The organism is Ruegeria sp. AM2 (genome assembly GCF_056540685.1).
Genome location: NZ_JBQFXE010000005.1, coordinates 146,441 through 169,130, shown reverse-complemented (window position 1 = coordinate 169,130; position 22,690 = coordinate 146,441). Strand labels below are relative to the sequence as shown.

Here is a 22,690-nt window from a genome sequence, read left to right as displayed (position 1 = left end):
GCCCAACTTCGCTTAGGTTGAGCGCAACATATCGAAAGGTTCCCTCACATGAGCGACGCGCAGGATCACAAGGAAAAGATGCAAAAGGTGCAGGCCCAGCACCGCAAGAAAGTGTCCGAGGCCGTCGACCCCGGCCGAGGCTTGGTGCTGATTAATACCGGAAAGGGCAAAGGCAAATCATCGGCCGCGTTCGGTGTTGTCATCCGGGCGCTCGGATGGGGTCAGAAAGTCGGCGTCGTCCAGTTCATCAAGGGCAAATGGAAGACGGGCGAGCGGCGGTTTTTCGAGGAACGCGACCTGGTGACCTGGCACACGATGGGCGAAGGCTTCACCTGGGACACCCAGGACCGCGCACGTGACATCGCCGCCGCCAACGCCGCCTTCGACAAGGCGCGCGCTTTGATGGAAAGCGGCGAATACGATCTGGTGGTGCTGGACGAAATCAACATCGCCTTGCGATATGAATACCTGTCGGTGGACCAGGTGATTGACGGGCTAAATGCTCGGTCCGACAAGACAAGCGTGTTCCTGACGGGCCGGGACGCGCCGCAGGCGTTGCGCGAGTATGCCGATCTGGTCACTGAAATGACCGAGGAAAAACACCCGTTTCAAGCCGGGATCAAAGCCCAGCGCGGTGTGGATTTCTGAAGACCCGCAATCAACGCGTGGCGCAAAGAACCGCCTGTTCGGGAAACAGGCGGCTCGGGCCCATGACAATGGTATGACGGGCATTACGCCGTTGCGGACTGTTCCGGCGCACTAAGCGCAATGACGACGACTACTGCCGCGCCATTCACCCAATAGAAAATCGCATCCAGCCCTGTGAACCCCAGCAGGCTGGGCGCGGCCAAAAATGTCAGGCCGACCAAAAGGTCAACGGTCAGGTGCAGTTTATAGGGCAAGACACGCCAAATCCCCAGATGGTGATCGGTCAGAACCGTCAGCACAAAAGCGGCAACGCCGGTGACGACCGACAACCAAAGGGCCAACGGATTGGACTGACCCAGACCCAGTACAAAGGGCAGCGTCATCAGCGCGATAGCGACGGGGTAATCAAGATAGGCGTGGATGTTGCGGGTAACGAAACGGGCGGACATCAGAGGTTCCTTTCCTTGCTTGGCATAGATTCAAGCTAGGTGAAGAACGCCGAACGGATTAGCCCGAACCGTTCATAAGACATTGCAGATCGTTCAATTCTAGGGCGCATCAGTGCATCGCCCGATATGCAGCCGGAGACAGCCCGACCTGTTTCTTGAACACGCGGGAAAACGCGGCCTCAGAGGCATAGCCAACCTCGGCCGCAGCGTCCGCGACATTCCAGCGGCTTTCTGTCAGGCCGTGGCACGCGATCTGCATCCGCCAATCGGTCAGATACTGCATCGGCGTGGTGCCCATCTTCTCGGCGAACAGCTGCGCGAAGGCAGTGCGGGACATTCCGGCCTCACGGGCTAGCAACTCAACGCTCCAATCCTGTGCAGGGGATTGGTGAAACGCGGTCAGCGCACGCGACACGCGGGGGTCGGCAAACCCGGCCAGCGCGGATTCACTGGGACTTTGATGTTCCAGATGGGCGCGAATGGCCTGGGCGAACAGAACCTCGGACAGTTTCAGGGCGATCAGGTCACCGCCAATGCGCGCACCACTGACCTCGGACCCGATCATGCGCAGGGTGGATTCGATCCACGCCCCCGCTTCTTCGCCATAGTTTTCGATCAGGATATAGGGCGGCAAGCGATCGATCAGCATGTGGCCCGTGCCGTGCCGACCCGGAGGGCCGGTGAATGAAAAATGACCGCAGATCAGTTGCGTGTCGCGGCTTTTGTCCTCGCCGCCATAAATCAGGACCCCGTCACCTTTATAGCCGGACTTTTCCAATACCTGTTCCAGCGGCAAAGCGTCCAGCGGCTTGACCTCATTGCACAGCAGCGCGTGGGCCGAACCGTGAGGGATCAGGATCAGGTCACCTTGTTTCAAACGCAGTGTTTCGCCTGTGTTAGAGACGTGTACTTTCAGTTCACCCCGTTGAACAAAGTGAAACCGCGCCACGTTTTCGAAGGCAGGAACCTGTATGCCAAAGGGCGGCGTGAACGAGGTGCGGAAATAGAACGTGCCCCGCAGGGACAGGCGGGTGAGGATATCGCTGAGCAGGTCCAACATATGCGTAACGTACAGTGGTTTGCCAAAACGTCCAGCAAGGTGGACGATCTGCACAAAAGCTTGAACGCAGCGCAAAGATAACCCCCGCCAAAAGCGGGGGGATGATTTCTTGAGAACTGGACAGCGTCAGGCGCGTACCAGAGCCTCATACTCGGCGGCGATCTCGCGCGTCAGATCGCCAACCTCGAATGTATAGTCGCCGATCTGGCCGACGGGCGTGACTTCGGCGGCGGTGCCTGTCAGCCAGCACTGTTCGAAATCGGCCATTTCTTCGGGCTTGATCCGGCGTTCGTGGACGGTGATGCCCTTGTCTTTCAGCATCTGAATTACCGTCTGACGGGTGATCCCGTTCAAAAAGCAATCGGCCAGAGGGGTGTGGACTTCACCATCCTTCACAAAGAACACGTTGGCCCCGGTTGCTTCGGCCACGTAGCCGCGCCAATCCATAAACAGAGCATCCGAACACCCTTTGGCCTCGGCCTTGTGCTTGGAGATGGTGCAGATCATGTAAAGACCCGCAGCCTTGGCATGAACCGGGATGGTTTCTGGGCTGGGGCGTTTCCATTCAGCGATATCCAGCTTGGCGCCCTGCATCTTGGCGTCTCCGTAATAGGCTCCCCAGGGCCAGACGGCGACAGCCATCCGCACAGGGTTCCTAGCGGATGCCACGCCCATATCCTCGCCCGAGCCGCGCCAGACCAGCGCGCGGACATAAGCGTCCTGCAGGCCGCTGACCTTCAGCGCTTCTTCCTTGGCGGCTTCGATATCGTCGACCGAATACCGCATCGGCATGTCCAGCGCTTCGGCCGAGGCGATCAGACGTTCGGAATGCTCGCGACTTTTGAAGATTTTGCCATTGTAGGCACGCTCACCTTCGAACACCGATGAAGCATAATGCATCGCGTGGGACAGGATGTGCACATTCGCCTCGCGCCACGGCACCAGCTTGCCATCCAACCAGATGACACCATCACGATCGTCATACCCCGACATGCGAAACCTCCTGAACCGGGCTGAAATTTTCGATTATTGCGCTAGTTAAGTCCGAACCGGACATAAAGTTGCGCAAAAACTGCGATTCGATACCTGCGCACTCTTGGAATGTCAATAACGCTGACATAAACTCGGAGCCGTTGTAACGAATGAGGCATGATATGTCCGACACCCGCCCCGCCCAGGTCTTTGGCGGCGAAAGCCTTTTGTTTCTGACGGATGAGCAGCTACGGCAAGGGATCGAGGCGATGTTTTTCGCCTATCGCGGGTTCACGGCAGACCCGGACCGCATCCTGTCCGAAATGGCATATGGGCGGGCGCATCATCGGGCCATTCATTTCATCAACCGCGCGCCGGGGACCACGGTCAACAACCTGCTGGCCATTCTCGGTGTAACGAAACAGTCCCTGAATCGAGTTCTGAGGACCTTGATCGATGATGGTCTGGTCGAAAGCAGAGTGGGCAAGGTGGACAAACGCGAGAGGCACCTATTTCTGACAGATGAAGGCAAGGCGCTGGAGGCCAGATTGTCCGAAGCCCAACGGGTGCGGATGCGGGCCGCCTACAAGGATGCGGGCCCCGAGGCGGTATCGGGCTTTCGTAAAGTGCTTGAAGCGATGATGGATGCTGATATGCGTCATGCTTACACGAAATTGCGGGAAACCACCTCATGAGCGATATGGACGCCCATCTGCTGATCGTTGACGATGACGAGCGCATTCGCGATTTGCTCAAGAAGTTTTTGATGCGCAACGGGTTTCTAGTCACGGCCGCGCGGGACTCGGCCCATGCAAGACGGGTGCTGTCGGGGCTGGATTTCGATCTGATCGTCCTGGACGTAATGATGCCTGGCGAAGATGGTGTGAGCTTGACAAAGGCGCTGCGCGAAACTCATGCCACGCCGATCCTGCTGCTGACCGCCCGCGGCGAAACCGAACATCGGATCGCGGGGCTTGAAGCTGGCGCGGACGACTATCTGGCCAAACCCTTTGAGCCGAAAGAGTTGTTGCTGCGGATCAACGCCATCCTGCGGCGGATGCCCGAAACCCCCGCGCAGGACGCGGCTGCCAAAGTCCTGACCCTTGGCCCGATCCGCTATGACGTGGAGCGGGGCGAGATGTGGCAGGGCGAAGATCCGGTGCGCCTGACGGCCACGGAAAGCCAATTGATGAAGATCTTCTCGGCCCAGCCGGGTGAGCCGATCAGTCGCGCAAAACTTGTCGAGGATCTGGGCCGCGACAAGGGGCAGGCACAGGAACGGGCCGTGGATGTGCAGATCACGCGACTGCGTCGCAAGATCGAACAGGATCCCAAACAGCCGCGGTATTTGCAAACTGTGCGCGGAGCGGGTTACATGTTGGCTCCGGACTAAATGTGCCGCTGCGCGGCGTTTTTTGCCTTCGGCGCAGATGTTTTTAGCCAGATGAAGATGGGATCCTTATGAAGACCGCCCTTTTGACCCATTCCGATTGCCTTGGTCATGTGACGCCCGAGGGGCATCCGGAACGGGTGGCGCGGTTGGAGCATATTCTGCATGCGTTAGAGCCTTTGGACCTGAACAGGAAAACCGCACCATTGGCGGCAGATGACGACCTGCTGCGTATTCATCCGGAAGGATATGTGCGGGACATGAAATCTGCGCGACCCGAGCAGGGGTTCACGCAGGTGGACGGCGATACCTTTATGTCGCCGGGATCGATTGATGCGGCCTACCGCGCCGCAGGGGCGGTCATACGCGCGGTTGATCTGGTTGTTGGGGGTGAAGCGCAAAACGCTTTTTGTGCCGTGCGCCCGCCCGGTCATCATGCGGAAAAAGAAACCTCGATGGGGTTTTGCCTGTTCGGCAATGCAGCGCTGGCGGCGAAACATGCGCTGGATTATCACGGGTTGAGCCGGGTTGCGGTGGTGGATTTCGATGTACATCACGGCAACGGGACGCAAGACCTGTTGTGGGAGGAGCCCCGCGCGCTGGTGATCACCAGCCAGCAGATGCCGCTGTGGCCCGGAACCGGTCGCCGGGATGAGACCGGTGCGTATGACACCATTCTGAACATCCCACTACCGCCCGGATCCACTGGCGTCGTTATGCAGGCCGCGTATCGCGCTCTGGTCTTTCCGCGGTTGCGCGAGTTCAGGCCGGAACTGATCATCATCTCGGCCGGGTTCGACGCACATCAGGACGATCCTTTGGCCGAGTTGAACTGGTCCACCAACGATTTCGCCTGGATCACGTCCGAACTGTGCAAGATCGCCGATGAGATGTGCGGGGGTCGTATCGTCTCGACTCTGGAGGGCGGGTATGATCTGAAAGCCCTGGCAGAAGCTACGCGCGCCCATGTGGAAGAATTGATGAAGGCAGCCCGATGACTGACACTCCCGTCGATCAGATGACATTCGAACAGGCCATGAAAGAGCTGGAGGCTGTGGTTGGCCAATTGGAACGCGGCGACGTGGCGCTGGATCAATCCATCGCCTTGTATGAGCGTGGCGCGGCTTTGAAAAAGCGTTGCGAGGATGAGTTGAAGCGGGCCGAGGAAAAGGTGGCCGCGATCACTCTGGACGCGGATGGTCAGCCGACGGGGACGGCACCTGTCGAAGGTCTGTAAATGTTTCGCGATATTCTGGCGCAGGACGCAGCGCGGATTCAGAGCCATTTCGATCAGGTTCTGGGGGCGCTGGACGATCTGGATATGACCCGTGCGATGGCTTATGCCACTGAGGGTGGCAAACGGCTGCGCGGGTTTCTGGTTTTGGAAAGCGCGCGCCTGCATCAGGTAAGCGAAGATCGCGCGATCTGGTCCGCGACAGCGATTGAGGCGCTGCACGCCTATTCTCTGGTGCACGACGACTTGCCGTGCATGGATGACGATGATTTGCGACGCGGTCGCCCCACCGTTCATGTGAAATGGGATCAAGGCACGGCTGTTCTGGCCGGAGATGCGTTGCAGACGCTGGCCTTTGAGCTTTGTGCACGGCCCGAAGTTGGGAACGCCGAAATCCGCGCCGATTTGACCCTAACACTGGCAAAAGCGAGTGGCGCGCAGGGCATGGTTCTTGGACAGGCTTTGGATATGGCGGCGGAAACGGCATCGGGTCCGTTAACGCTGGATCAAATTACGCATTTGCAGGCGGGTAAAACCGGCGCGCTGATCGAATGGTCGGCCTGTGCCGGCGCGCGATTGGCGCAAGCGGACACCGCGCCTTTGCGCGGATATGCGCAGGCTCTGGGCCTTGCCTTTCAGATCGCTGACGACATTTTGGATGTCGAAGGCGATGTCGAAAAGGCCGGGAAGCGGCTGCAGAAAGATGCCAGTGCGGGCAAGGCCACCTTCGTTTCACTGCTGGGTTTGGATGCCGCCAAGGCACAAGCCGCTGAACTTGTAGATCAGGCTTGTGCGGCACTGGATGGATATGGACCTGCCTCTGAAACCTTGAAGGACGCCGCCCGCTTCGTTATTGCCCGGGACAGCTAAGCCAGGAACGCGCCAAATGTCTGACCGCCCGAATACGCCCTTGCTGGATCTTGTGAGCCGCCCTGCGGACCTCAAGCAGTTCTCAGACGCGCAGCTAAATCAGGTTGCTCAGGAGTTGCGGGCCGAGACGATTTCCGCTGTATCCGTAACAGGCGGGCATCTGGGCGCGGGTCTGGGTGTGGTTGAGCTGACAACGGCGCTGCATGCGGTGTTCGACACGCCGCGCGACAAGATTGTCTGGGACGTGGGGCATCAGTGCTATCCGCATAAAATCCTGACCGAGCGGCGCGACCGTATTCGTACCTTGCGCATGAAAGATGGCCTGAGCGGGTTCACCAAACGCAGCGAAAGCCCCTATGACCCCTTTGGCGCGGCGCATTCCAGCACCTCGATCAGCGCGGCGCTGGGTTTTGCGGTGGCCCGCGATCTGGGCGGTGTCACGCCCGAGGGGTTGGGCGATGCGATTGCGGTGATCGGCGATGGATCAATGTCGGCGGGCATGGCGTTCGAGGCGATGAACAACGCGGGCCATCTGAAAAAGCGCCTGATCGTTATCCTAAATGACAATGAGATGAGCATCGCACCACCGGTTGGTGCGCTGTCCAGCTATCTGTCGCGGATCTATACCGAAGCTCCTTTTCACGATCTGAAGGCCGCCGCAAAGGGCGCGGTCTCTTTGCTGCCGGAACCCTTCCGCGAAGGCGCCAAACGCGCCAAGGAGATGCTCAAGGGCATGGCGATGGGCGGCACGTTCTTTGAAGAGCTGGGCTTTTCTTATATCGGCCCGATTGACGGGCATGACATGGACCAGTTGTTGCCGGTGTTGCGAACGGTCAAGGCGCGGGCGACCGGGCCGATCCTTATTCATGTTCTGACCAAAAAGGGTAAAGGTTACGCTCCGGCGGAACAGGCCCGCGACAAGGGTCACGCGACGGCCAAATTTGATGTGGTCACTGGCGAGCAGAAAAAGGCACCGTCAAACGCGCCGTCCTATACCTCGGTCTTTGGCCGCGCGTTGGTGGATGAGGCGGCACGCGACGACAAGATAGTCGCCGTGACCGCTGCAATGCCGGATGGCACCGGGCTTAACCTGTTTGCCGAACGCTACCCCTCGCGCTGTTTCGATGTCGCGATTGCCGAACAGCATGGCGTGACCTTTTCCGCCGCTTTGGCTGCAGGCGGGATGAAACCTTTTTGCGCGATGTACTCGACCTTCCTGCAGCGCGGATACGATCAGGTGGTGCATGATGTGGCCATTCAACGCCTGCCAGTGCGGTTTGCCATAGACCGTGCGGGGCTGGTCGGTGCCGATGGTGCCACCCATGCGGGGTCATTCGACATCACCTATCTGTCCAACTTGCCCGGCATGGTGGTCATGGCTGCGGCGGACGAGGCCGAGCTGATGCATATGGTCGCCACTGCCGCAGCGCATGATGATGGTCCCATCGCCTTCCGCTATCCGCGCGGTGAGGGCGTCGGTGTCGACCTGCCCGAGCGCGGCGAAGTTCTTGAGATCGGCAAGGGCCGCATCATCCAAAATGGCGCGCGCGTCGCGCTGCTGTCCTTTGGTACGCGGCTGGCCGAGGTTCAGAAAGCCGCTGAGGCGCTGGCCGCCAAAGGGATAACCCCCACCATTGCCGATGCGCGCTTTGCCAAGCCGCTGGACCGCGATTTGATCCTGGACCTTGCCCACGGGCATGAGGCTTTGATCACCATCGAAGAAGGCGCGATCGGTGGGTTTGGCAGCCATGTTGCGCAATTGCTGGCCGATGAGGGCGTGTTTGATTCCGGTTTGAAATACCGGTCGATGGTGTTGCCGGACATCTTTATCGATCAGGCCAGCCCGGCAGATATGTATGAAATTGCGGGCATGAATGCCGAGCATATCGAAGCCCGCGTGCTGTCCGTTCTGGGGATCACTTCAATCGGTGAAAAGCGCGCCTGATCCCGCGATCAGGCGATTCGCTGCAACGGGAAATCCACCCGCAACGCTCGGTGAATTCAAGGTCGCAGGCCAATAACATACATATTTGACCCATATTTTAGGGGTTTTGACCCGGTCATAAATATTAAGCTTTCCTGAAAATGACATAAGTCAATTTTTCCCCGCCCTGATTTCGATACGGTCGGATCAGGGTCGCGCCGAGTCGCCGCCCTTTTTGTAGGGTCGCAAGCGAATGAATCAGCTAGCCAGTCGACGTGCATTCCTGCGTGGCAAGGTGCTGCGCGCGGATAGCGCGGCCATCCGCCCACCGGGAACGGTGGAAAGTGCATTTCACGAATTGTGCGTCCAATGCGATGACTGTGTTCAGGCTTGTCCCGAAAACATCATCTCGTTCGATGCGCAGGGCTGGCCCGTGGTTCAGCTGGACGCAGGCCCCTGCACCTTTTGTGGCGACTGCGCTGCTGCGTGCAAGACGGGCGCATTGCTGCCCGAACACACACAAAACTGGCCGTGGCGTGCAGATGTCGCCACGCATTGCCTGTCACTGAACGGTATCAGTTGCCGCGTCTGTCAGGACAACTGCGATCTGGACGCCATTCGTTTCAAATTACAGCTTGGCGGTCGGTCCGAGCCCATCATCGATCCCGAGACCTGCACCGGCTGCGGGGCTTGCGCCGGTGCCTGCCCAGCCGGTGCCGTCACATTCTCGCGCCATACCCTGTCCACCCCGGAGGCAACTCAATGAACATCTGTGGCTGCCTTGTCCACGTCACGCCCGACCAAAGCCAGCATGCGCAAGACCTGATAAAGCGCGTCGATGGTGTCGAAATTCACGCAGCGGCCGAGGATGGCCGCCTTGTCGTTGTTGTCGAAGATACGCCTGACCGTTTTGCCTCGGAGACGATCATGGACCTGCATCAGATCCCGGGCGTCGTCTCGCTGACGCTTACCTATCACCATTTCGAAGACCTCGCAGAGCCTCGCCCGCATCTTGAGGCCGCTCATCAGACACAAAGCCGGAGACCCATGTCATGACCATCTCTGAATCCCGCCGGACCTTTTTGAAAGCCACCGCCGCTGCCGCAACGGCCTCGGCTGCCGGTGTACCGCTTGCCACCGGCGCGGTGCAGGCTCAGACCGCAGCACCCGGCATTCGCTGGGACAAGGCCGCCTGCCGGTTCTGCGGAACCGGTTGCTCGGTTCTGGTTGGCACCAAAGATGGCCGGGTTGTCGCCACGCAAGGCGACCCGGACGCACCGGTGAACCGCGGCCTCAACTGCATCAAAGGCTATTTCCTGTCCAAGATTATGTATGGCAAGGACCGTCTGACCACGCCTTTGCTGCGCAAGACCAATGGCGAATACGACAAAAACGGTGAATTCGAACCCGTCAGTTGGGACGAAGCCTTTGATGTTATGGCCGCCAAGTGGAAAGAGGCGCTGGCCAAGAAGGGCCCAACCAGCGTCGGCATGTTCGGCTCGGGTCAGTGGACGGTTTGGGAAGGTTATGCCGCGTCCAAGCTGATGAAAGCTGGATTCCGGTCGAACAACATCGATCCCAACGCGCGGCACTGTATGGCCTCGGCTGTGGTCGGTTTCATCCGGACCTTCGGCATTGACGAACCGATGGGCTGCTATGACGACCTTGAGCACGCGGATACCTTTGTGCTGTGGGGCTCAAACATGGCCGAGATGCACCCGATCCTGTGGTCACGCCTGACCGACACGCGTCTGACCAAGCCGGGTTGTGAAGTGCATGTTCTATCGACCTACGAACACCGGTCGTTCGAGTTGGCAGACAACGGCATGGTCTTCAACCCGCAAACCGATCTGGCGATCCTGAATTATATCGCCAATTACATCATCCAGACCGGCGCGGTGAACGAAGAGTTCGTCAAGAAACACGTCAATATCACCAAGACCGCGACCGATATCGGCTATGGCCTGCGCGACAATCACCCGCTGCAGCAAGAGGCCGAGAACCCCAATGTCGGCAAGATGGAACCGATCAGCTTTGAGGAATATGCCGAAGCCGTCGCGCCCTATACGCTGGAATACACGTCGGAACTGTCCGGCGTCCCCGCTGACAAGCTCGAGAAACTGGCGCAGCAATATGCCGACCCCAACCGCAAGGTCATGAGCCTGTGGACCATGGGCTTCAACCAGCACACGCGCGGGTCCTGGGTGAATTCGCTTATGTACAACGTGCACCTGCTGGTGGGCAAGATTTCGGAACCCGGCAACTCTCCGTTTTCGCTGACCGGTCAGCCTTCGGCCTGTGGCACGGCGCGTGAAGTCGGCACCTTTGCCCACCGCCTGCCCGCCGACATGGTTGTCGCAAATGACAAGCACCGCGAGATCTGTGAGACCGCGTGGAAAATCCCGGCCGGAACCATCCCGCCGAAACCCGGGTTCCACGCCGTTCTGCAGAACCGGAAGCTGAAGGACGGTGAACTGAACGCCTATTGGGTACAGTGCAACAACAACATGCAGGCTGCGCCCAATATCAACGAAGAAGGCTATCCCGGCTATCGCAACCCGGAGAACTTCATCACCGTCTCGGACCCCTATCCGACGGTCACGACACTGTCGGCCGACCTGATCCTACCCACCGCCATGTGGGTCGAGAAGGAAGGTGCCTATGGCAACGCCGAACGCCGCACCCAGTTCTGGCACCAGCAGGTGAAAGCGCCGGGTGAGGCCAAATCGGACCTCTGGCAGCTGATGGAGTTTTCGAAACGCTTCACCGTCGAAGAGGTTTGGGGCGAGGAGCTTTTGGCCAAGATGCCCGAACATCGCGGCAAGACCATGTACGATGTGCTTTACGCGAACGGCACCGTCGACAAATTCCCTCTCACCGAAACCGCCGAAGGGTTCGACAACGACGAAGCCGAACATTTCGGGTTCTACGTCCAAAAAGGTCTGTTCGAAGAATATGCCGATTTTGGTCGCGGCCACGCGCACGATCTGGCTCCGTTCGAAATGTACCATCAGGCGCGCGGAATGCGGTGGCCAGTCGTGGACGGGAAGGAAACGCTGTATCGGTTCCGCGAAGGCTATGACCCTTATGTCCCCGAGGGGGAAGGTGTCCGTTTCTATGGCAAGAAAGACGGCAAGGCGAATATCATCTTCGCCCCCTACGAGCCCGCCGCAGAAGAGCCGGATGCGGAATACGATCTGTGGCTGTGCACCGGTCGTGTGCTGGAACACTGGCACTCGGGCTCGATGACACGTCGGGTGCCAGAGCTGCACCGGGCCTACACCTCGGCGGTGGTCTATATGCACCCCGAGGATGCGCGGGATCGCGGACTGCGCCGCGGGCAAGAAATTGTTCTGTCGACCCGCCGCGGCGAGGTCAACAGCCGGATCGAAACACGAGGGCGCAACAAGGTGCCGCGCGGCCTGGTCTTCATGCCTTGGTTCGACGAAGGCCAGCTGACCAACAAGCTGACGCTGGACGCGACCTGCCCGCTGTCAAAAGAGACCGACTTCAAAAAATGCGCCTGTAAGGTCGAGCGCGCGTAACGGGGCTGACAAGGCAAAGGTAGCGCTCATGTCTCGTGTTGGCACACCCCTCTCGCCGCAGCGACGCCGGTTCCTGCAGGACTCGGCGCGTGCGGCTGGCGGTTGCGTGGCGGCCGGGTCCTTGTTGGCCTGGCTGGCGCGGGATGCACGGGCGTTACCTGCCGAGGCGCTGCGTCCTCCTGGGGCATTGGCGGAAAAGGACTTTCTGTCGGCCTGCATCCGATGCGGTCTATGCGCGCGCGACTGCCCCTACGACACGCTGAAACTGGCCGAATTGGGCGTCGACGCAGTCGCCACGGGCACGCCGTACTTCACCGCCCGGGATGTGCCTTGTGAAATGTGTGATGACATCCCCTGCGTTGCGGCCTGTCCAACTGGCGCACTGGACCCTGGCCTCGACAATATCGACGACGCCAAGATGGGTATCGCCGTTTTGGTCGATCAAGAGAATTGCCTGAATTTCCACGGTCTGCGTTGTGACGTCTGCTACCGGGTCTGCCCGGTCATAGACGAAGCGATCACATTGGAGATCGAGCATAACGCCCGGTCCGGTCATCATGCGATTTTCATCCCGACTGTTCACGCCGACCACTGCACCGGGTGCGGCATGTGCGAGAAAAGTTGTGTTCTGCCCGAGGCGGCCATCAAGGTTCTGCCCGCCCGTCTGGCGCGCGGCAGCAGCGCTGATCACTACCTGAAAGGCTGGGAAGAAAAAGAAGCCAAGGGCGCACCGGTCGTCGAGGGTATCATCGATCTGCCCGATCGTCTGCCAGGACCGGGCATTGACAACCTGGCCACACCCGGCGGGTTCGAACCTGTCTTCACTTTGCCGGAGGCCTCGCAATGACGGCCAGGACGCATCTTCCGGTCGGGCAAGAGGCTGTTGAGGTCAAGGGCTGGTTGGGCGCTCACAAGTTTCTGCTGCTGCGCCGCACCAGCCAGGCGTTCTTTTTGGCCTTGTTCCTGCTTGGACCGTGGTTCGGCATCTGGGTTGTCCAAGGCACTTTGGCCGGGTCTCTGACATTGGGCGTTCTGCCCCTGACCGATCCGTTCGTGTTTCTTCAAAGCCTGATTGCCGGTCATTGGCCCGAGCTAACGGCCGCTATCGGCGCGGCAATTGTTTTGGTGACCTATGCCCTGATCGGGGGGCGTGTCTATTGTTCCTGGGTCTGCCCGATCAATCCGGTGACCGACACCGCGCATTGGTTGCACCGCAAACTGGGCCTGCAGAAAGGGTGGCAACCCAAACGCAGCACGCGCCTGTGGATCATGGTCACGGTCCTGATCGTCTCGGGCCTCTCCGGCGTAATCGCGTGGGAGCTGGTGAACCCCATCACCATGCTGCATCGCGGGCTGGTCTTTGGCATGGGGTTCGTCTGGGCGATGGTGGCAGCGATCTTCCTGTTTGACCTTTTTGTTTCGCGCCATGGTTGGTGCGGCCATGTCTGCCCAGTGGGTGCTTTCTATGGGCTGGTCGGAACCAAAAGCCTGCTGCGCGTCAGCGCCGCCAACCGGACCGCATGCGACGACTGTATGGATTGTTTCGCGGTCTGCCCCGAAAACCATGTCATCTCGCCTGCACTCAGGGGCAAACCCGGCAGCACCCCGCTGATCCTGTCGCCCGATTGCACCAATTGCGGCCGCTGCATCGATGTCTGCGCGGTCGACGTATTCAACTATACCCATCGGTTCGACGATTTGACCGTCGCACCCACCGATCCATCCGGCGCGCCGGACCCGCGCGCCACATGACCTGTTTCAAAGGAGTGATATGATGAACAAGTCGATCCTTTTGGGCCTTGCCCTGATCCCGCCGCTGCTCCTCGGTGGCCTGGCCGTTGCGCAATCCACCTCTCACACCACCCTGCGCGGAGCTGAGGTGGACGAGCCCGTCATCCTCGACCAGATCCACCGCAACGTCGAAGGCCGCATGCAGCGCAACTATCGCCAGCAACCCCCGCTGATCCCGCATTCGATCGATCAGTATCAGATCGATGTGCGCACAAACCAGTGCCTGTCCTGCCACGACTGGACCAAAGCCGGTGAGCGCAATGCGCCGACCCTGTCGATGACGCATTACCTGGATCGCGAAGGCAATGAGTTGGATCACATCGCCGGCACGCGGTATTTCTGCAACCAGTGCCATGTCCCGCAGGCGGACTCGTTGCCGCTGGTGGATAACACGTTTGAACCCTCGAGCGGGAACTGAACTCAGGTCGAAAAGGAGCACGCGACATGGCCGATTCCCAAGACAAGCAAGGGTTCATCCGCCGCATCTGGACCTGGTTCTGGAGCCCACTCGCCGCGCTGAGCGTCGGGTTCACATTGCTGGCCGGATTTCTGGCAGGCATCCTGTTCTGGGGCGGATTCCACTGGACACTGGAGCTGACCAATACCGAGGAGTTCTGCACCTCGTGTCACACGATGGAAACCAATCTGGGCGAATACCGCGAGACGATTCACTACAACAACCACTCGGGCGTGCGCGCGATCTGTTCCGATTGTCATGTGCCGCATGAATGGAACCACAAGATCAAAGCCAAGATCATGGCCGTCAAAGACGTCTATCACGAGTTGGCGGGCACCATCAGTACGCCCGAAAAATACGAGGCGCATCGTCTGAGCATGGCCAAGGCCGTGTGGAAGAAGATGAAAGCGTCCGACAGTCGGGAATGCCGAAATTGCCACAATTTCGACTATATGGACTTTACCATACAAGAGGCGCGCGCCGCATCCGAGCACCAGCGTGCCATCGACAACAACATGACCTGCATCGACTGCCATCAGGGCATCGCCCACAGCCTGCCGTCGGATTACCTCGAAGCGTATGAAGACGTGACTCAGGCGCTGAATGATGCGTCGGACAATGTCTTGCAGAAACACGCCGCCGCGTCCGGGGATGATATCCGGACCTTCCTGAACGACAGCAAGAACTAGGGTGGACACACGATGCTAGAGATACTTGGAACCATCGGTGGCAATGTCCTGAGCCTACCCGGCATCCTGGGTCTTGCCCTGGGCATGATGACCCGCAAGCTGTGGCTTGGGGCGGTGATGGGTGGCGTGATCGGTGTGCTGGAAACGCTGATATTTGCCGGTTGGAATTTCGCTCATGTCGAGATGATGGAGCTGATGATCGCCATCGTCGTCGGTGTCTGCGCAGGCAGCGTGGGGACGGCCATTCGCCGCAAGGGCACGACGGTCTGATAACGCTGACCTGCCGCGCGGACGTCTCAGTATTGCCCGGCAGGTCGTTTTCGCCAGGCGCGAAAACCCGATTGACAATCCAGACGATAGGGATTGCCCAAAACACTTGAATTCTGTGTTAACCTCCTTTTCGCGGATAACGGCGAAAGGAAGTGATTGGCGTGTCAAAACGTCGGGTTAGACCCATCTATTTCTTGATTGCATTGCTGCCGGTCCTTGTTTTTGCGACGCATGGGCTTATCCAGTCGCATATGATGGCCAGCGAACTGGACATCCCCACAGAGATTTTGATTGATGAACATGACTGGATGGAGACGATCGGTCGTTTCCGGTTCCTGTCGGCCTCGTGGTTTTTCGTGGCGCTCGCACTTTTGCCGGTCGCCGTGCTTGCCCGCGACCTTGCCCGCCCGGTGGAGCGCCAGACCCGGATGACGGCCATTGCGATTGTTGCGGTCATTCTCATTCTGGCCATCGTGCCAACCATCCAGCAGCAAATGACATCCCAAAGCCCACAGATCTATCATCAGGTCGGCAAGGCCGTGTTCGAATCCGCCCTGTCGAAAGGCACACTGCCCGGATGTATTGAAGCGGATGACCGTTGGCTGTTGGGCGCATGCGGCGATGTGCCGGTTTACTCATTGTTCAGACGGGTTCTGGACATCGTGAACGCCTTCGCCGGTTTGGCAATCGGGTCGCTGATCGTCGGAATGATCCTGTGCCTGGGCACCCGAGAAAGCCATGAGATCGAAGAGACCGCGGCAGAACTGGCCAAGAACCTGCGTCACATGCGGCAGCAATTGTACCTGTCCAGTCTCATCCTCACGTTTGGCATGTTCTTCGCCGCAAGCTGGATGTACTGGCCCCTGGAAATGATATCCGAGGCCAACAAAGCGGCTTACAGTTCTTTGGTCACCGCATCCGCACTTTTCACCGGTACTTATTTTTGCCTGCTAATGCTAAGCTATTTTCTTCCGGTCGCAGTCATTCTGGATGGCAGGATCAACACCCTGGCCGTTGCCGCCGCAAAACAGGACGGGTCCGAGGACTCATTCGACATCGGAGAATGGCGGTCGTCGCACAAACTGGCCGATGGAACAGGCGACATTATCCGCGCAGGCTTTGCCCTCGCCGCTCCAATTTTGGCCGCCTTTGCAGGTGGGATCTCACCGATTTCCGGGTGACAACCAAGGAATGCCCCTTTGCCACCGGCGCGGGCCTAGCATGTGGCCAACGGCGAGAGGCGGTATTGCGTTTCTTTGAAAAAAGCCGGGTGTAATGCATAATGTCGGAAGAAAAATCGCCGTATTGAAAAACGGACGCAAGACTGCGGACATGCAGTGTTATTCGGATTCATAGCTTGTCGGAGCGTCAATATGGAAGGCTACTCCACATTTTTCTGATATTGACCCTGGTTGCCGGTATTGGCCGATTTGCCGCTTTTGCACTGGACCCCAAGATTATCGGAACCAACCGCAAAGACACGGGCATCGAATTGATCGGATTGGCAAAAGTTTCGCAACCTCGCGTCAACTTCATTGCTCTTTCCGCCAGTATCCTGCGTCGATTCATCGTCACCCATTTCGGAGAAAAGTACTTTTCGCGGGCTAAATTCTGGCGCGTGGCTGCTGTGACAGCTTTCATTGTGCTGGGTGTATTTGTAACGTCGCACGCCGTCAGCGAAACGGCGTGGCGATTGCCAAGCGACGACTCTGCATTGGCGGACTGGCCGCTTTCAAAAAAGATCATCGGAATCGCGGCATGTCTTTTGGTACTGGTGGTCGTCAACACGGTCACTGACACGCTTTCAATTTCCGTGGTCCGGCATCTGATCGAACCCTGCCAAACAGTGCCTCTGAATGAGGGCGCAAAGCGGGCTATGGCCAAGCGATTGGCCTGCCTTCCCCTGTATGGGCTGGCCGTATATGTGTTGTTCGTCACGACAATGAATTTGGCCTTCAGCGCCATCATAACAATCCGAGGGGCAATGGCCGGTTACCCCCTGCTGAACGACCCGATACTCTTCAAAATCGTGCAGAACCGCATTCTCGTTAGTGAAACAGTTGCCCGGTTCATAGACCCTATAGGGCGCGGTGCCGCAATCCAGATCGGCGACGCCAACCTGCTTTATTTTTGCTTCACACCGCTGCTCCCGGCCGCACTGCTGATAATCACGGTCGGCGTCGGCGCGTTGCTTGAAGTTATTGACCGAATGTCCGACGGGCAGGTTTCGGCAGCATTGCCCGAAGCCACGTCAAACGACGATCAACCGAAACGTCGCCCGATTTTGATAGCCGCCGTCTTGTTGACTGTTCTGGGGGCGCTGGCCACAATCGGACTGAGCCTGCAATGACCGGTCAACCGCATCCCCCCGGAACCCAGAAATGTCTTCCAAATCAGCCGTTCCTAGCCCTCGGAACAGCCGCATTGTGGTTTTTTGTCTATATTCTGGCGCATGAAACGGTGACCGCCTGGCATCAGGAAACTTCATCCCCATTGGTCCATGAACTTCAGCTTTCCGCCGAGGTCTCTTCGACGTTGCCAGATGGCCTCAGCGGCAAACTAAAGGCCTCCTATCTGGAAGGTGCAAAACTGTTGGGAAAGTGCATTATTTGTCACGACATCGCAGCCGACAGTGACGAAGCACCGCGTTATGGTCCTTTGATTGAGCGACCTTTAGACACCATCGCTGGCGATCAAGACTACGCCTATTCTGCCAGCTTGAGGGCCATGGCATCCGTCGGCCAACCCTGGACGGTGCAACAGCTTTGGGCCTTTGTGCATGATCCGGCTTTCTTTGCGTACAAGACCCGGATGCCCTTCCCAGGTATCAAAGGCAAGGAGGGCGCAGAAGAAGACCTTCGCGATCTTTTGCACTATTTCGCGTGGTCATGCGGCAGCGACTGCGAATCTCCTGTGCTTGTGAAACTGGATACTGATGCGCTGAAAAGCAGAAAATCTACGGACCTCACCTATGGTGATTGCACAGTTCTTGCAGCCGATTTTTCCGGCCTGTCCTTTGATCCTTTCGAAGACCCAGATTACCTATTAATCCCAATGGCATACGCCGTATGTAAGGAAAGCCCATACCGCACTCTGCTCAATTGGGTTGAACAAGTGTTAAAGAGGCTTCACAGCCCGCTGGACTAAAGGACCGCGCAATTTGGGGCTTTCGAATTTGGCCGAGAACCAATCGCTTGTCCGCCCTTGTTTGGGGTCCGTCACATTGATTTCGAACTCAAATTTGCCATCACAAAATTGCTTAACGGCGCTCAAACGCGCACTGGACTGATCCGGGATTTTTCGATAGCGATACGCGCGGATGTGCAAGGCCTCCCCAACTCTTCCGACAAGGCTAAAATCTGAGTGACCGAACAGACAGATATCGAAAATCGCTTCAAACGCGTTTTAGGTCTTAACCACATTCCCAAGATTCCAGATGTCGATATTGTCGCGATTGTCCTGAGCTATAACGAAGCGAATAGGCTGCCCTATTTCATCCAGCACCACGCATCTCTTGGAGTCGGACATTTTATCGTGGTGGACAACGGCTCGACGGACGATACACCGGGGATTCTCGACCCGGATCCACGCGTGACTAGGATTTTTACGACCGAGTCGTATGCCGAGCACAAGGGCGCGTGGCGTGAAGCCATTGCCGACCTGTACTGCAAAAGCAAATGGGCGCTGTTCGTGGATGTGGATGAGCTTCTTGTGTACCCCGGTTGGCCAGAAGTTGACCTGTTAGGGTATTGCGCGCTTCTCGAATCCAGAAAGCAGGATGCACTGTTCACAACCATGGTGGACATGTATCCTGATGCGCCCTTGTCTGAGGTCAAATACGAACCGGGTACCCCGTTTGTTGACATAGCTCCAATGTTTGACACGGGGAATTACAGGCTTATCCCACTTGAACCAAAGGCGCTGAAAACATGGGCGACGCCTCACTATCGTATCTTCGGAGGCGCGCGCGAGCGGCTTTTTGACACCGGATCAGAAGGTCCGCCGGGGCTGATTAAAAAACTGGTAACCAGAACCGTATTTGGTCTGGGACGGCGAAACCTTCGCCCCGGCGCGCGCCGTCGGAAAATTGACGCCAAGGCGCGCGCGTTCATCGGGGAAGGAAAACACAAGCTGTCACCGGCCAATATGTCAAAGGTGCCGCTGTTACGATGGCGCGAGGGCACCAGATTTCCCGGCGGTCCGCACCGGGTGGACAAGGAATACGCAATGTCAGATGAATGGGGTGCCCTTCTGCACTTCAAGTATTTCGATGACTTCGCCCCGCGTTCCAAGGAGGCCGTAGACCGGGGCCAACATGCGGCAGGGGCCGCTCATTACAAACTGTATGTTGACGGGCTGAAAGAGGTCGGGGACCAGAGTCTGGTTTTTTCCGGATCAAAGAGATTTTCTTCGATTGAAGATCTTGTTTCGGCTGGCTTGATGCGGATTTCGTCGGCCACCCGAAAACACCTGTCGAATTCCAAATAGAGGCGTGAAAATGAATGAAAAAAACTACTGTATTAAAAAAGGGTATGCTTCCAGAGACACAGCTGACACGGTCGAAGAAGAATTCGGCGACTACTGGAACCAAGTTCGGATAGACGCCTCAAGCAAATACCAGTGTTACGTGTATGAGCATGCATTAAAGCTTGCCAAAGCGAACGGATTAAAGAGCATTATCGATATCGGTTGCGGATATCCGGCAAAACTTTCGATGTTTCAGGGGTATGAAATCACGGCCGTGGATCAGAAGACCACTGTCTCTGCACTTTCAGAAAAGTTTCCCGGTTATTCTTGGGTCGCCGCTGATTTGGCTCAACCTTTGCAAGATACCGGCAAGAAATACGACCTCGTCATTTGTTCCGATGTAATTGAACATCTTTTGGATCCCGATCCATTGCTGAACCGCATTCGGGAGTCGACCGGAAAATTTGCCGTGATCTCGACACCAGAACGCGATTACCTGCGTGGCGTCAAGAATATGAAATCTCCAAAAGCAGAACATGTCCGCGAGTGGAACAAGGCCGAGTTCAAATCTTATCTGGAATCATCCGGTCTGAAAGTCATTCAGCAGAAGCTCTACCCACAGGCCCCTATATCTCGCTCAAAATTCGTAGCGTCACAACTGTTTCGTGTCCGAACCAAACTGCTGTCGTCCTGCCAGGTCGCGATTTGCAGGGTTGCCTAGCGGTCGTTGGCCCTCTGACGGTTTTTGGAACAGACAGAAACGTGGATTGAATCGTCTGCGCGCCTCGACGCTCCGCGTGCAGTCTCGGGAAATTTGAAAGCTCTGGAATCTAAAAGATTGTTGAACGTCAAGACTGAAACACACAGGTTGCAAGGTTCGCTTGAGATGGTGAAGGAATCGTGATTTTTCAAAAACTTATACCTGTGGCTACGACAAAGATAAAAAGACCGGGCTTCACAGAATTTGCTGCGGCACTAAGCTGCGTGGCATGCTTTGCGGTGTTCAAATTCCTCACCACAGAATTGCTTGAGGAAGGGTCCATTCAGGCGGCGGCCACACCTTTTCTCGTCTTGGCAATCTGCCTTTTCTACCCGGGCACTCCAAGCGCGTCTGTTGCACCGGCCTCCCGAATCCTTTGCCGAGTCGTGGCCGTGATGCTCGGCTTTTACGCTCTTACCGCGGTAGTCACTTATCCGACGGGGCTGTCGCACGAGGCCGATCTTGCACTCGGGATCGTACGCTTTTTGCCGCTTGTGGCATTGATCTCGGCCATTCTTACGTTTTGGTATCCTTCTTTCGTCCTTGTTGCCGCCACAGTAATTCTTGCCCAAAAAGAGGTGAGTGAGGATCTTTTCAAGATCCGGATCAGCCATACGGATTATTTGGCCGTCGTGGAAATTGGGCTGCTGCTTGGTATCGCATCTATCCTTCTGGCACGGGGTGGGCGTTGGGCATATTTCAAACCGGAACGGTCCCTTTTCAATTGTAATGTAAAGGCGGCGTCGATCCTTGTTGTGATGATTGGCATCGGCGCGCATTTTTCCAATTACTTTTACTCCGGTATTCAGAAGATGGCGCTGGACGGCGGCTTGATGTTCTGGGCGCTGCACAACCCCACATACGCTTTGTCGATCAACGCCTGGATTGGTGGTTTTTATCCCCTCAGCTCATGGCCGAAGGCAGCCGCGACCGTTCTTGAATTATCGACGCGCTCGCACGTTCTTCTCAATATTCTAATTCTTGTCGCCCAGCTTGCTGCGGTCGTGTTCATTGTCAAACGCATCGCAATGATTGGCGTGACCCTGTTTTACGATCTGACGCATGTCGTCATCTTCTTTCTCACCGGTATCTTTTTCTGGAAGTGGATCATTCTCAACCTGGCGCTGGTTGCCGCAATGCGCCGTTTGCCGACGTGGGTGGAAACGCGCTCGGTCGCTGTCCTGAGCATTGCAGCCGTGCTTTTTGCACCCTTCGTTTTTGGCGTGGTTTGGCTGGGATGGTATGATACACGAGCCCTCGTTGTATCTGAGACTTACGCCGTCACCAAGTCTGGTGAAGTTGTGCGGGTGCCTTCCAATTATTTCGGCACGATTTCGGTGACCGCTGCTCAGCACAGGCTCGGACGTTCCGTGCCAGGGCACTTTCCTACGGTCACATGGGGTACGACACAAACCAGCGACGACCTCACTCAAGCGAACAGCAACTGTTCATTCGAAACGGATGAGACAATTCGCTTCAATCGTTCGCCGGAAAAGACAACTGCTACCATTCAGCTTACACATTTGTATGCCATGCAGCGCGAAGCGCGGGATGGGTGGTATTCCTACGACCTATATCCGCATCACATATGGTCCAACCCGCTTATGTCGCGAGACTTCGGCAACATTGCCATCAGCGACATCGATCACTATATCTACCGCGTCAGGTCGGGGTGTGTATCTATGGATGAAGATGGTCCCGTTTTCGAGGAACGAAAGACCGACGAATTCATAGTGCCTATCCCGAAGGGCGGGTTTCAATAGTCGATGGTATCGAGGTGATGGCAGGGATCGAAATAGTCTATGACGGCGACTGTCCGTTTTGCTCGCGCTATGTAACGGTTGCGCGCCTGCGCGATGCTGTCGGCGGCGTCAAGCTTGTGGATGCGCGTTCGGACGATCCGATCGTCGGCGAAATCAGGGGTATGGGTTTAGACCTCAACGAGGGGATGGTCGCACGATATAACGGGCGCATTTATCATGGTTCGGATTGCGTGCATCTTTTGTCACTGTTGTCGAGCAAATCCGGCCTGTTGAATAAATTCAGCAGTCTGCTCTTTTCCAACCGCCGTATTGCGCGGTTGAGCTATCCCATTTTGCGCGCAGGCCGCAACGCGACGCTTCGCGTGCTTGGCCGTGCCCCGATTGCGTAAACCGACCCGTCA

General features: G+C 57.4%; 25 protein-coding genes. 22 read left to right on the top strand and 3 right to left on the bottom strand.

Annotated elements, in window-relative coordinates; genetic code table 11:
- Positions 1-48: 48 nt before the first annotated feature.
- Entirely contained in the window at positions 49-648 is a 600-nt protein-coding gene (gene cobO, locus ACR0CR_RS12385; RefSeq protein ID WP_480599487.1) for a cob(I)yrinic acid a,c-diamide adenosyltransferase, read from the top strand.
- An 83-nt stretch (positions 649-731) separates the two neighbouring features.
- Here cobO and ACR0CR_RS12380 read toward each other — a convergent pair whose 3' ends face one another.
- From ACR0CR_RS12380 to ACR0CR_RS12370, 3 genes are all read right to left on the bottom strand, one after another.
- The gene (locus ACR0CR_RS12380; RefSeq protein ID WP_480599484.1) at positions 732-1,097 is read right to left on the bottom strand and encodes an SPW repeat domain-containing protein; all 366 of its coding nucleotides are present in this window, start codon (positions 1,095-1,097) and stop codon (positions 732-734) included.
- A gap of 109 nt (positions 1,098-1,206) precedes the next feature.
- Positions 1,207-2,157 carry an AraC family transcriptional regulator gene (locus tag ACR0CR_RS12375; RefSeq protein ID WP_480599582.1) on the bottom strand — a complete coding sequence of 317 codons (951 nt, stop codon included), beginning with the start codon at positions 2,155-2,157 and terminating at the stop codon, positions 1,207-1,209.
- Positions 2,158-2,283: 126 nt separating this feature from the next.
- Positions 2,284-3,150 carry a branched-chain amino acid aminotransferase gene (locus ACR0CR_RS12370; RefSeq protein WP_480599481.1) on the bottom strand — a complete coding sequence of 289 codons (867 nt, stop codon included), beginning with the start codon at positions 3,148-3,150 and terminating at the stop codon, positions 2,284-2,286.
- A 161-nt stretch (positions 3,151-3,311) separates the two neighbouring features.
- Here ACR0CR_RS12370 and ACR0CR_RS12365 point away from each other — a divergent pair, with 161 nt between their 5' ends.
- From ACR0CR_RS12365 to ACR0CR_RS12265, 21 genes are all read left to right on the top strand, one after another.
- Positions 3,312-3,824, top strand: coding sequence for a MarR family winged helix-turn-helix transcriptional regulator (locus tag ACR0CR_RS12365; RefSeq protein ID WP_480599479.1), 513 nt, complete (start codon positions 3,312-3,314; stop codon positions 3,822-3,824).
- Positions 3,821-4,522, top strand: a complete 702-nt coding sequence (locus tag ACR0CR_RS12360) for a response regulator (RefSeq protein ID WP_480599476.1) — start codon at positions 3,821-3,823, stop codon at positions 4,520-4,522. The genes ACR0CR_RS12365 and ACR0CR_RS12360 overlap by 4 nt, the downstream gene beginning before the upstream one ends.
- A gap of 68 nt (positions 4,523-4,590) precedes the next feature.
- Entirely contained in the window at positions 4,591-5,517 is a 927-nt protein-coding gene (locus tag ACR0CR_RS12355; RefSeq protein WP_480599473.1) for a histone deacetylase family protein, read from the top strand.
- Positions 5,514-5,756: an exodeoxyribonuclease VII small subunit gene (locus tag ACR0CR_RS12350; protein ID WP_170656678.1), complete on the top strand. Its 243-nt coding sequence runs from the start codon at positions 5,514-5,516 to the stop codon at positions 5,754-5,756. The genes ACR0CR_RS12355 and ACR0CR_RS12350 overlap by 4 nt, the downstream gene beginning before the upstream one ends.
- Positions 5,757-6,623, top strand: coding sequence for a polyprenyl synthetase family protein (locus tag ACR0CR_RS12345; protein ID WP_480599470.1), 867 nt, complete (start codon positions 5,757-5,759; stop codon positions 6,621-6,623).
- A gap of 16 nt (positions 6,624-6,639) precedes the next feature.
- Positions 6,640-8,568: a 1-deoxy-D-xylulose-5-phosphate synthase gene (dxs, locus tag ACR0CR_RS12340; protein WP_480599467.1), complete on the top strand. Its 1,929-nt coding sequence runs from the start codon at positions 6,640-6,642 to the stop codon at positions 8,566-8,568.
- Positions 8,569-8,800: 232 nt separating this feature from the next.
- On the top strand, positions 8,801-9,313 hold the full coding sequence (gene napF / locus ACR0CR_RS12335) for a ferredoxin-type protein NapF (RefSeq protein ID WP_480599464.1): 513 nt from the start codon (positions 8,801-8,803) through the stop codon (positions 9,311-9,313).
- Complete coding sequence (locus tag ACR0CR_RS12330) at positions 9,310-9,603, top strand: chaperone NapD (RefSeq protein ID WP_480599462.1); 294 nt, start codon at positions 9,310-9,312, stop codon at positions 9,601-9,603. The genes napF and ACR0CR_RS12330 overlap by 4 nt, the downstream gene beginning before the upstream one ends.
- Positions 9,600-12,092 (top strand): nitrate reductase catalytic subunit NapA, encoded by a 2,493-nt coding sequence (gene napA, locus ACR0CR_RS12325; protein ID WP_480599459.1) that lies wholly within the window; start codon positions 9,600-9,602, stop codon positions 12,090-12,092. The genes ACR0CR_RS12330 and napA overlap by 4 nt, the downstream gene beginning before the upstream one ends.
- Before the next feature lie 28 nt (positions 12,093-12,120).
- Complete coding sequence (napG, locus tag ACR0CR_RS12320; protein WP_480599457.1) at positions 12,121-12,939, top strand: ferredoxin-type protein NapG; 819 nt, start codon at positions 12,121-12,123, stop codon at positions 12,937-12,939.
- Positions 12,936-13,844, top strand: coding sequence for a quinol dehydrogenase ferredoxin subunit NapH (gene napH, locus ACR0CR_RS12315; protein WP_480599454.1), 909 nt, complete (start codon positions 12,936-12,938; stop codon positions 13,842-13,844). The genes napG and napH overlap by 4 nt, the downstream gene beginning before the upstream one ends.
- A gap of 22 nt (positions 13,845-13,866) precedes the next feature.
- Entirely contained in the window at positions 13,867-14,301 is a 435-nt protein-coding gene (locus ACR0CR_RS12310) for a nitrate reductase cytochrome c-type subunit (RefSeq protein ID WP_480599451.1), read from the top strand.
- A gap of 26 nt (positions 14,302-14,327) precedes the next feature.
- Positions 14,328-15,029 carry a NapC/NirT family cytochrome c gene (locus tag ACR0CR_RS12305; RefSeq protein WP_480599448.1) on the top strand — a complete coding sequence of 234 codons (702 nt, stop codon included), beginning with the start codon at positions 14,328-14,330 and terminating at the stop codon, positions 15,027-15,029.
- Between the two features lie 12 nt (positions 15,030-15,041).
- A complete protein-coding gene (locus tag ACR0CR_RS12300; protein ID WP_480599445.1) occupies positions 15,042-15,299 on the top strand; it encodes a hypothetical protein in 258 nt (85 codons plus the stop codon).
- A gap of 161 nt (positions 15,300-15,460) precedes the next feature.
- Positions 15,461-16,480: a hypothetical protein gene (locus tag ACR0CR_RS12295; protein WP_480599441.1), complete on the top strand. Its 1,020-nt coding sequence runs from the start codon at positions 15,461-15,463 to the stop codon at positions 16,478-16,480.
- Positions 16,481-16,701: 221 nt separating this feature from the next.
- On the top strand, positions 16,702-17,649 hold the full coding sequence (locus ACR0CR_RS12290) for a hypothetical protein (RefSeq protein WP_480599438.1): 948 nt from the start codon (positions 16,702-16,704) through the stop codon (positions 17,647-17,649).
- Positions 17,646-18,446 carry a c-type cytochrome gene (locus ACR0CR_RS12285; protein ID WP_480599435.1) on the top strand — a complete coding sequence of 267 codons (801 nt, stop codon included), beginning with the start codon at positions 17,646-17,648 and terminating at the stop codon, positions 18,444-18,446. The genes ACR0CR_RS12290 and ACR0CR_RS12285 overlap by 4 nt, the downstream gene beginning before the upstream one ends.
- A gap of 216 nt (positions 18,447-18,662) precedes the next feature.
- Positions 18,663-19,787: a glycosyltransferase family 2 protein gene (locus ACR0CR_RS12280; RefSeq protein ID WP_480599433.1), complete on the top strand. Its 1,125-nt coding sequence runs from the start codon at positions 18,663-18,665 to the stop codon at positions 19,785-19,787.
- A gap of 10 nt (positions 19,788-19,797) precedes the next feature.
- The gene (locus ACR0CR_RS12275; RefSeq protein WP_480599431.1) at positions 19,798-20,487 is read left to right on the top strand and encodes a class I SAM-dependent methyltransferase; all 690 of its coding nucleotides are present in this window, start codon (positions 19,798-19,800) and stop codon (positions 20,485-20,487) included.
- Between the two features lie 179 nt (positions 20,488-20,666).
- Positions 20,667-22,289 carry a hypothetical protein gene (locus ACR0CR_RS12270; RefSeq protein WP_480599428.1) on the top strand — a complete coding sequence of 541 codons (1,623 nt, stop codon included), beginning with the start codon at positions 20,667-20,669 and terminating at the stop codon, positions 22,287-22,289.
- Positions 22,290-22,306: 17 nt separating this feature from the next.
- Positions 22,307-22,678: a DCC1-like thiol-disulfide oxidoreductase family protein gene (locus ACR0CR_RS12265; RefSeq protein WP_480599425.1), complete on the top strand. Its 372-nt coding sequence runs from the start codon at positions 22,307-22,309 to the stop codon at positions 22,676-22,678.
- Positions 22,679-22,690: the final 12 nt, after the last annotated feature.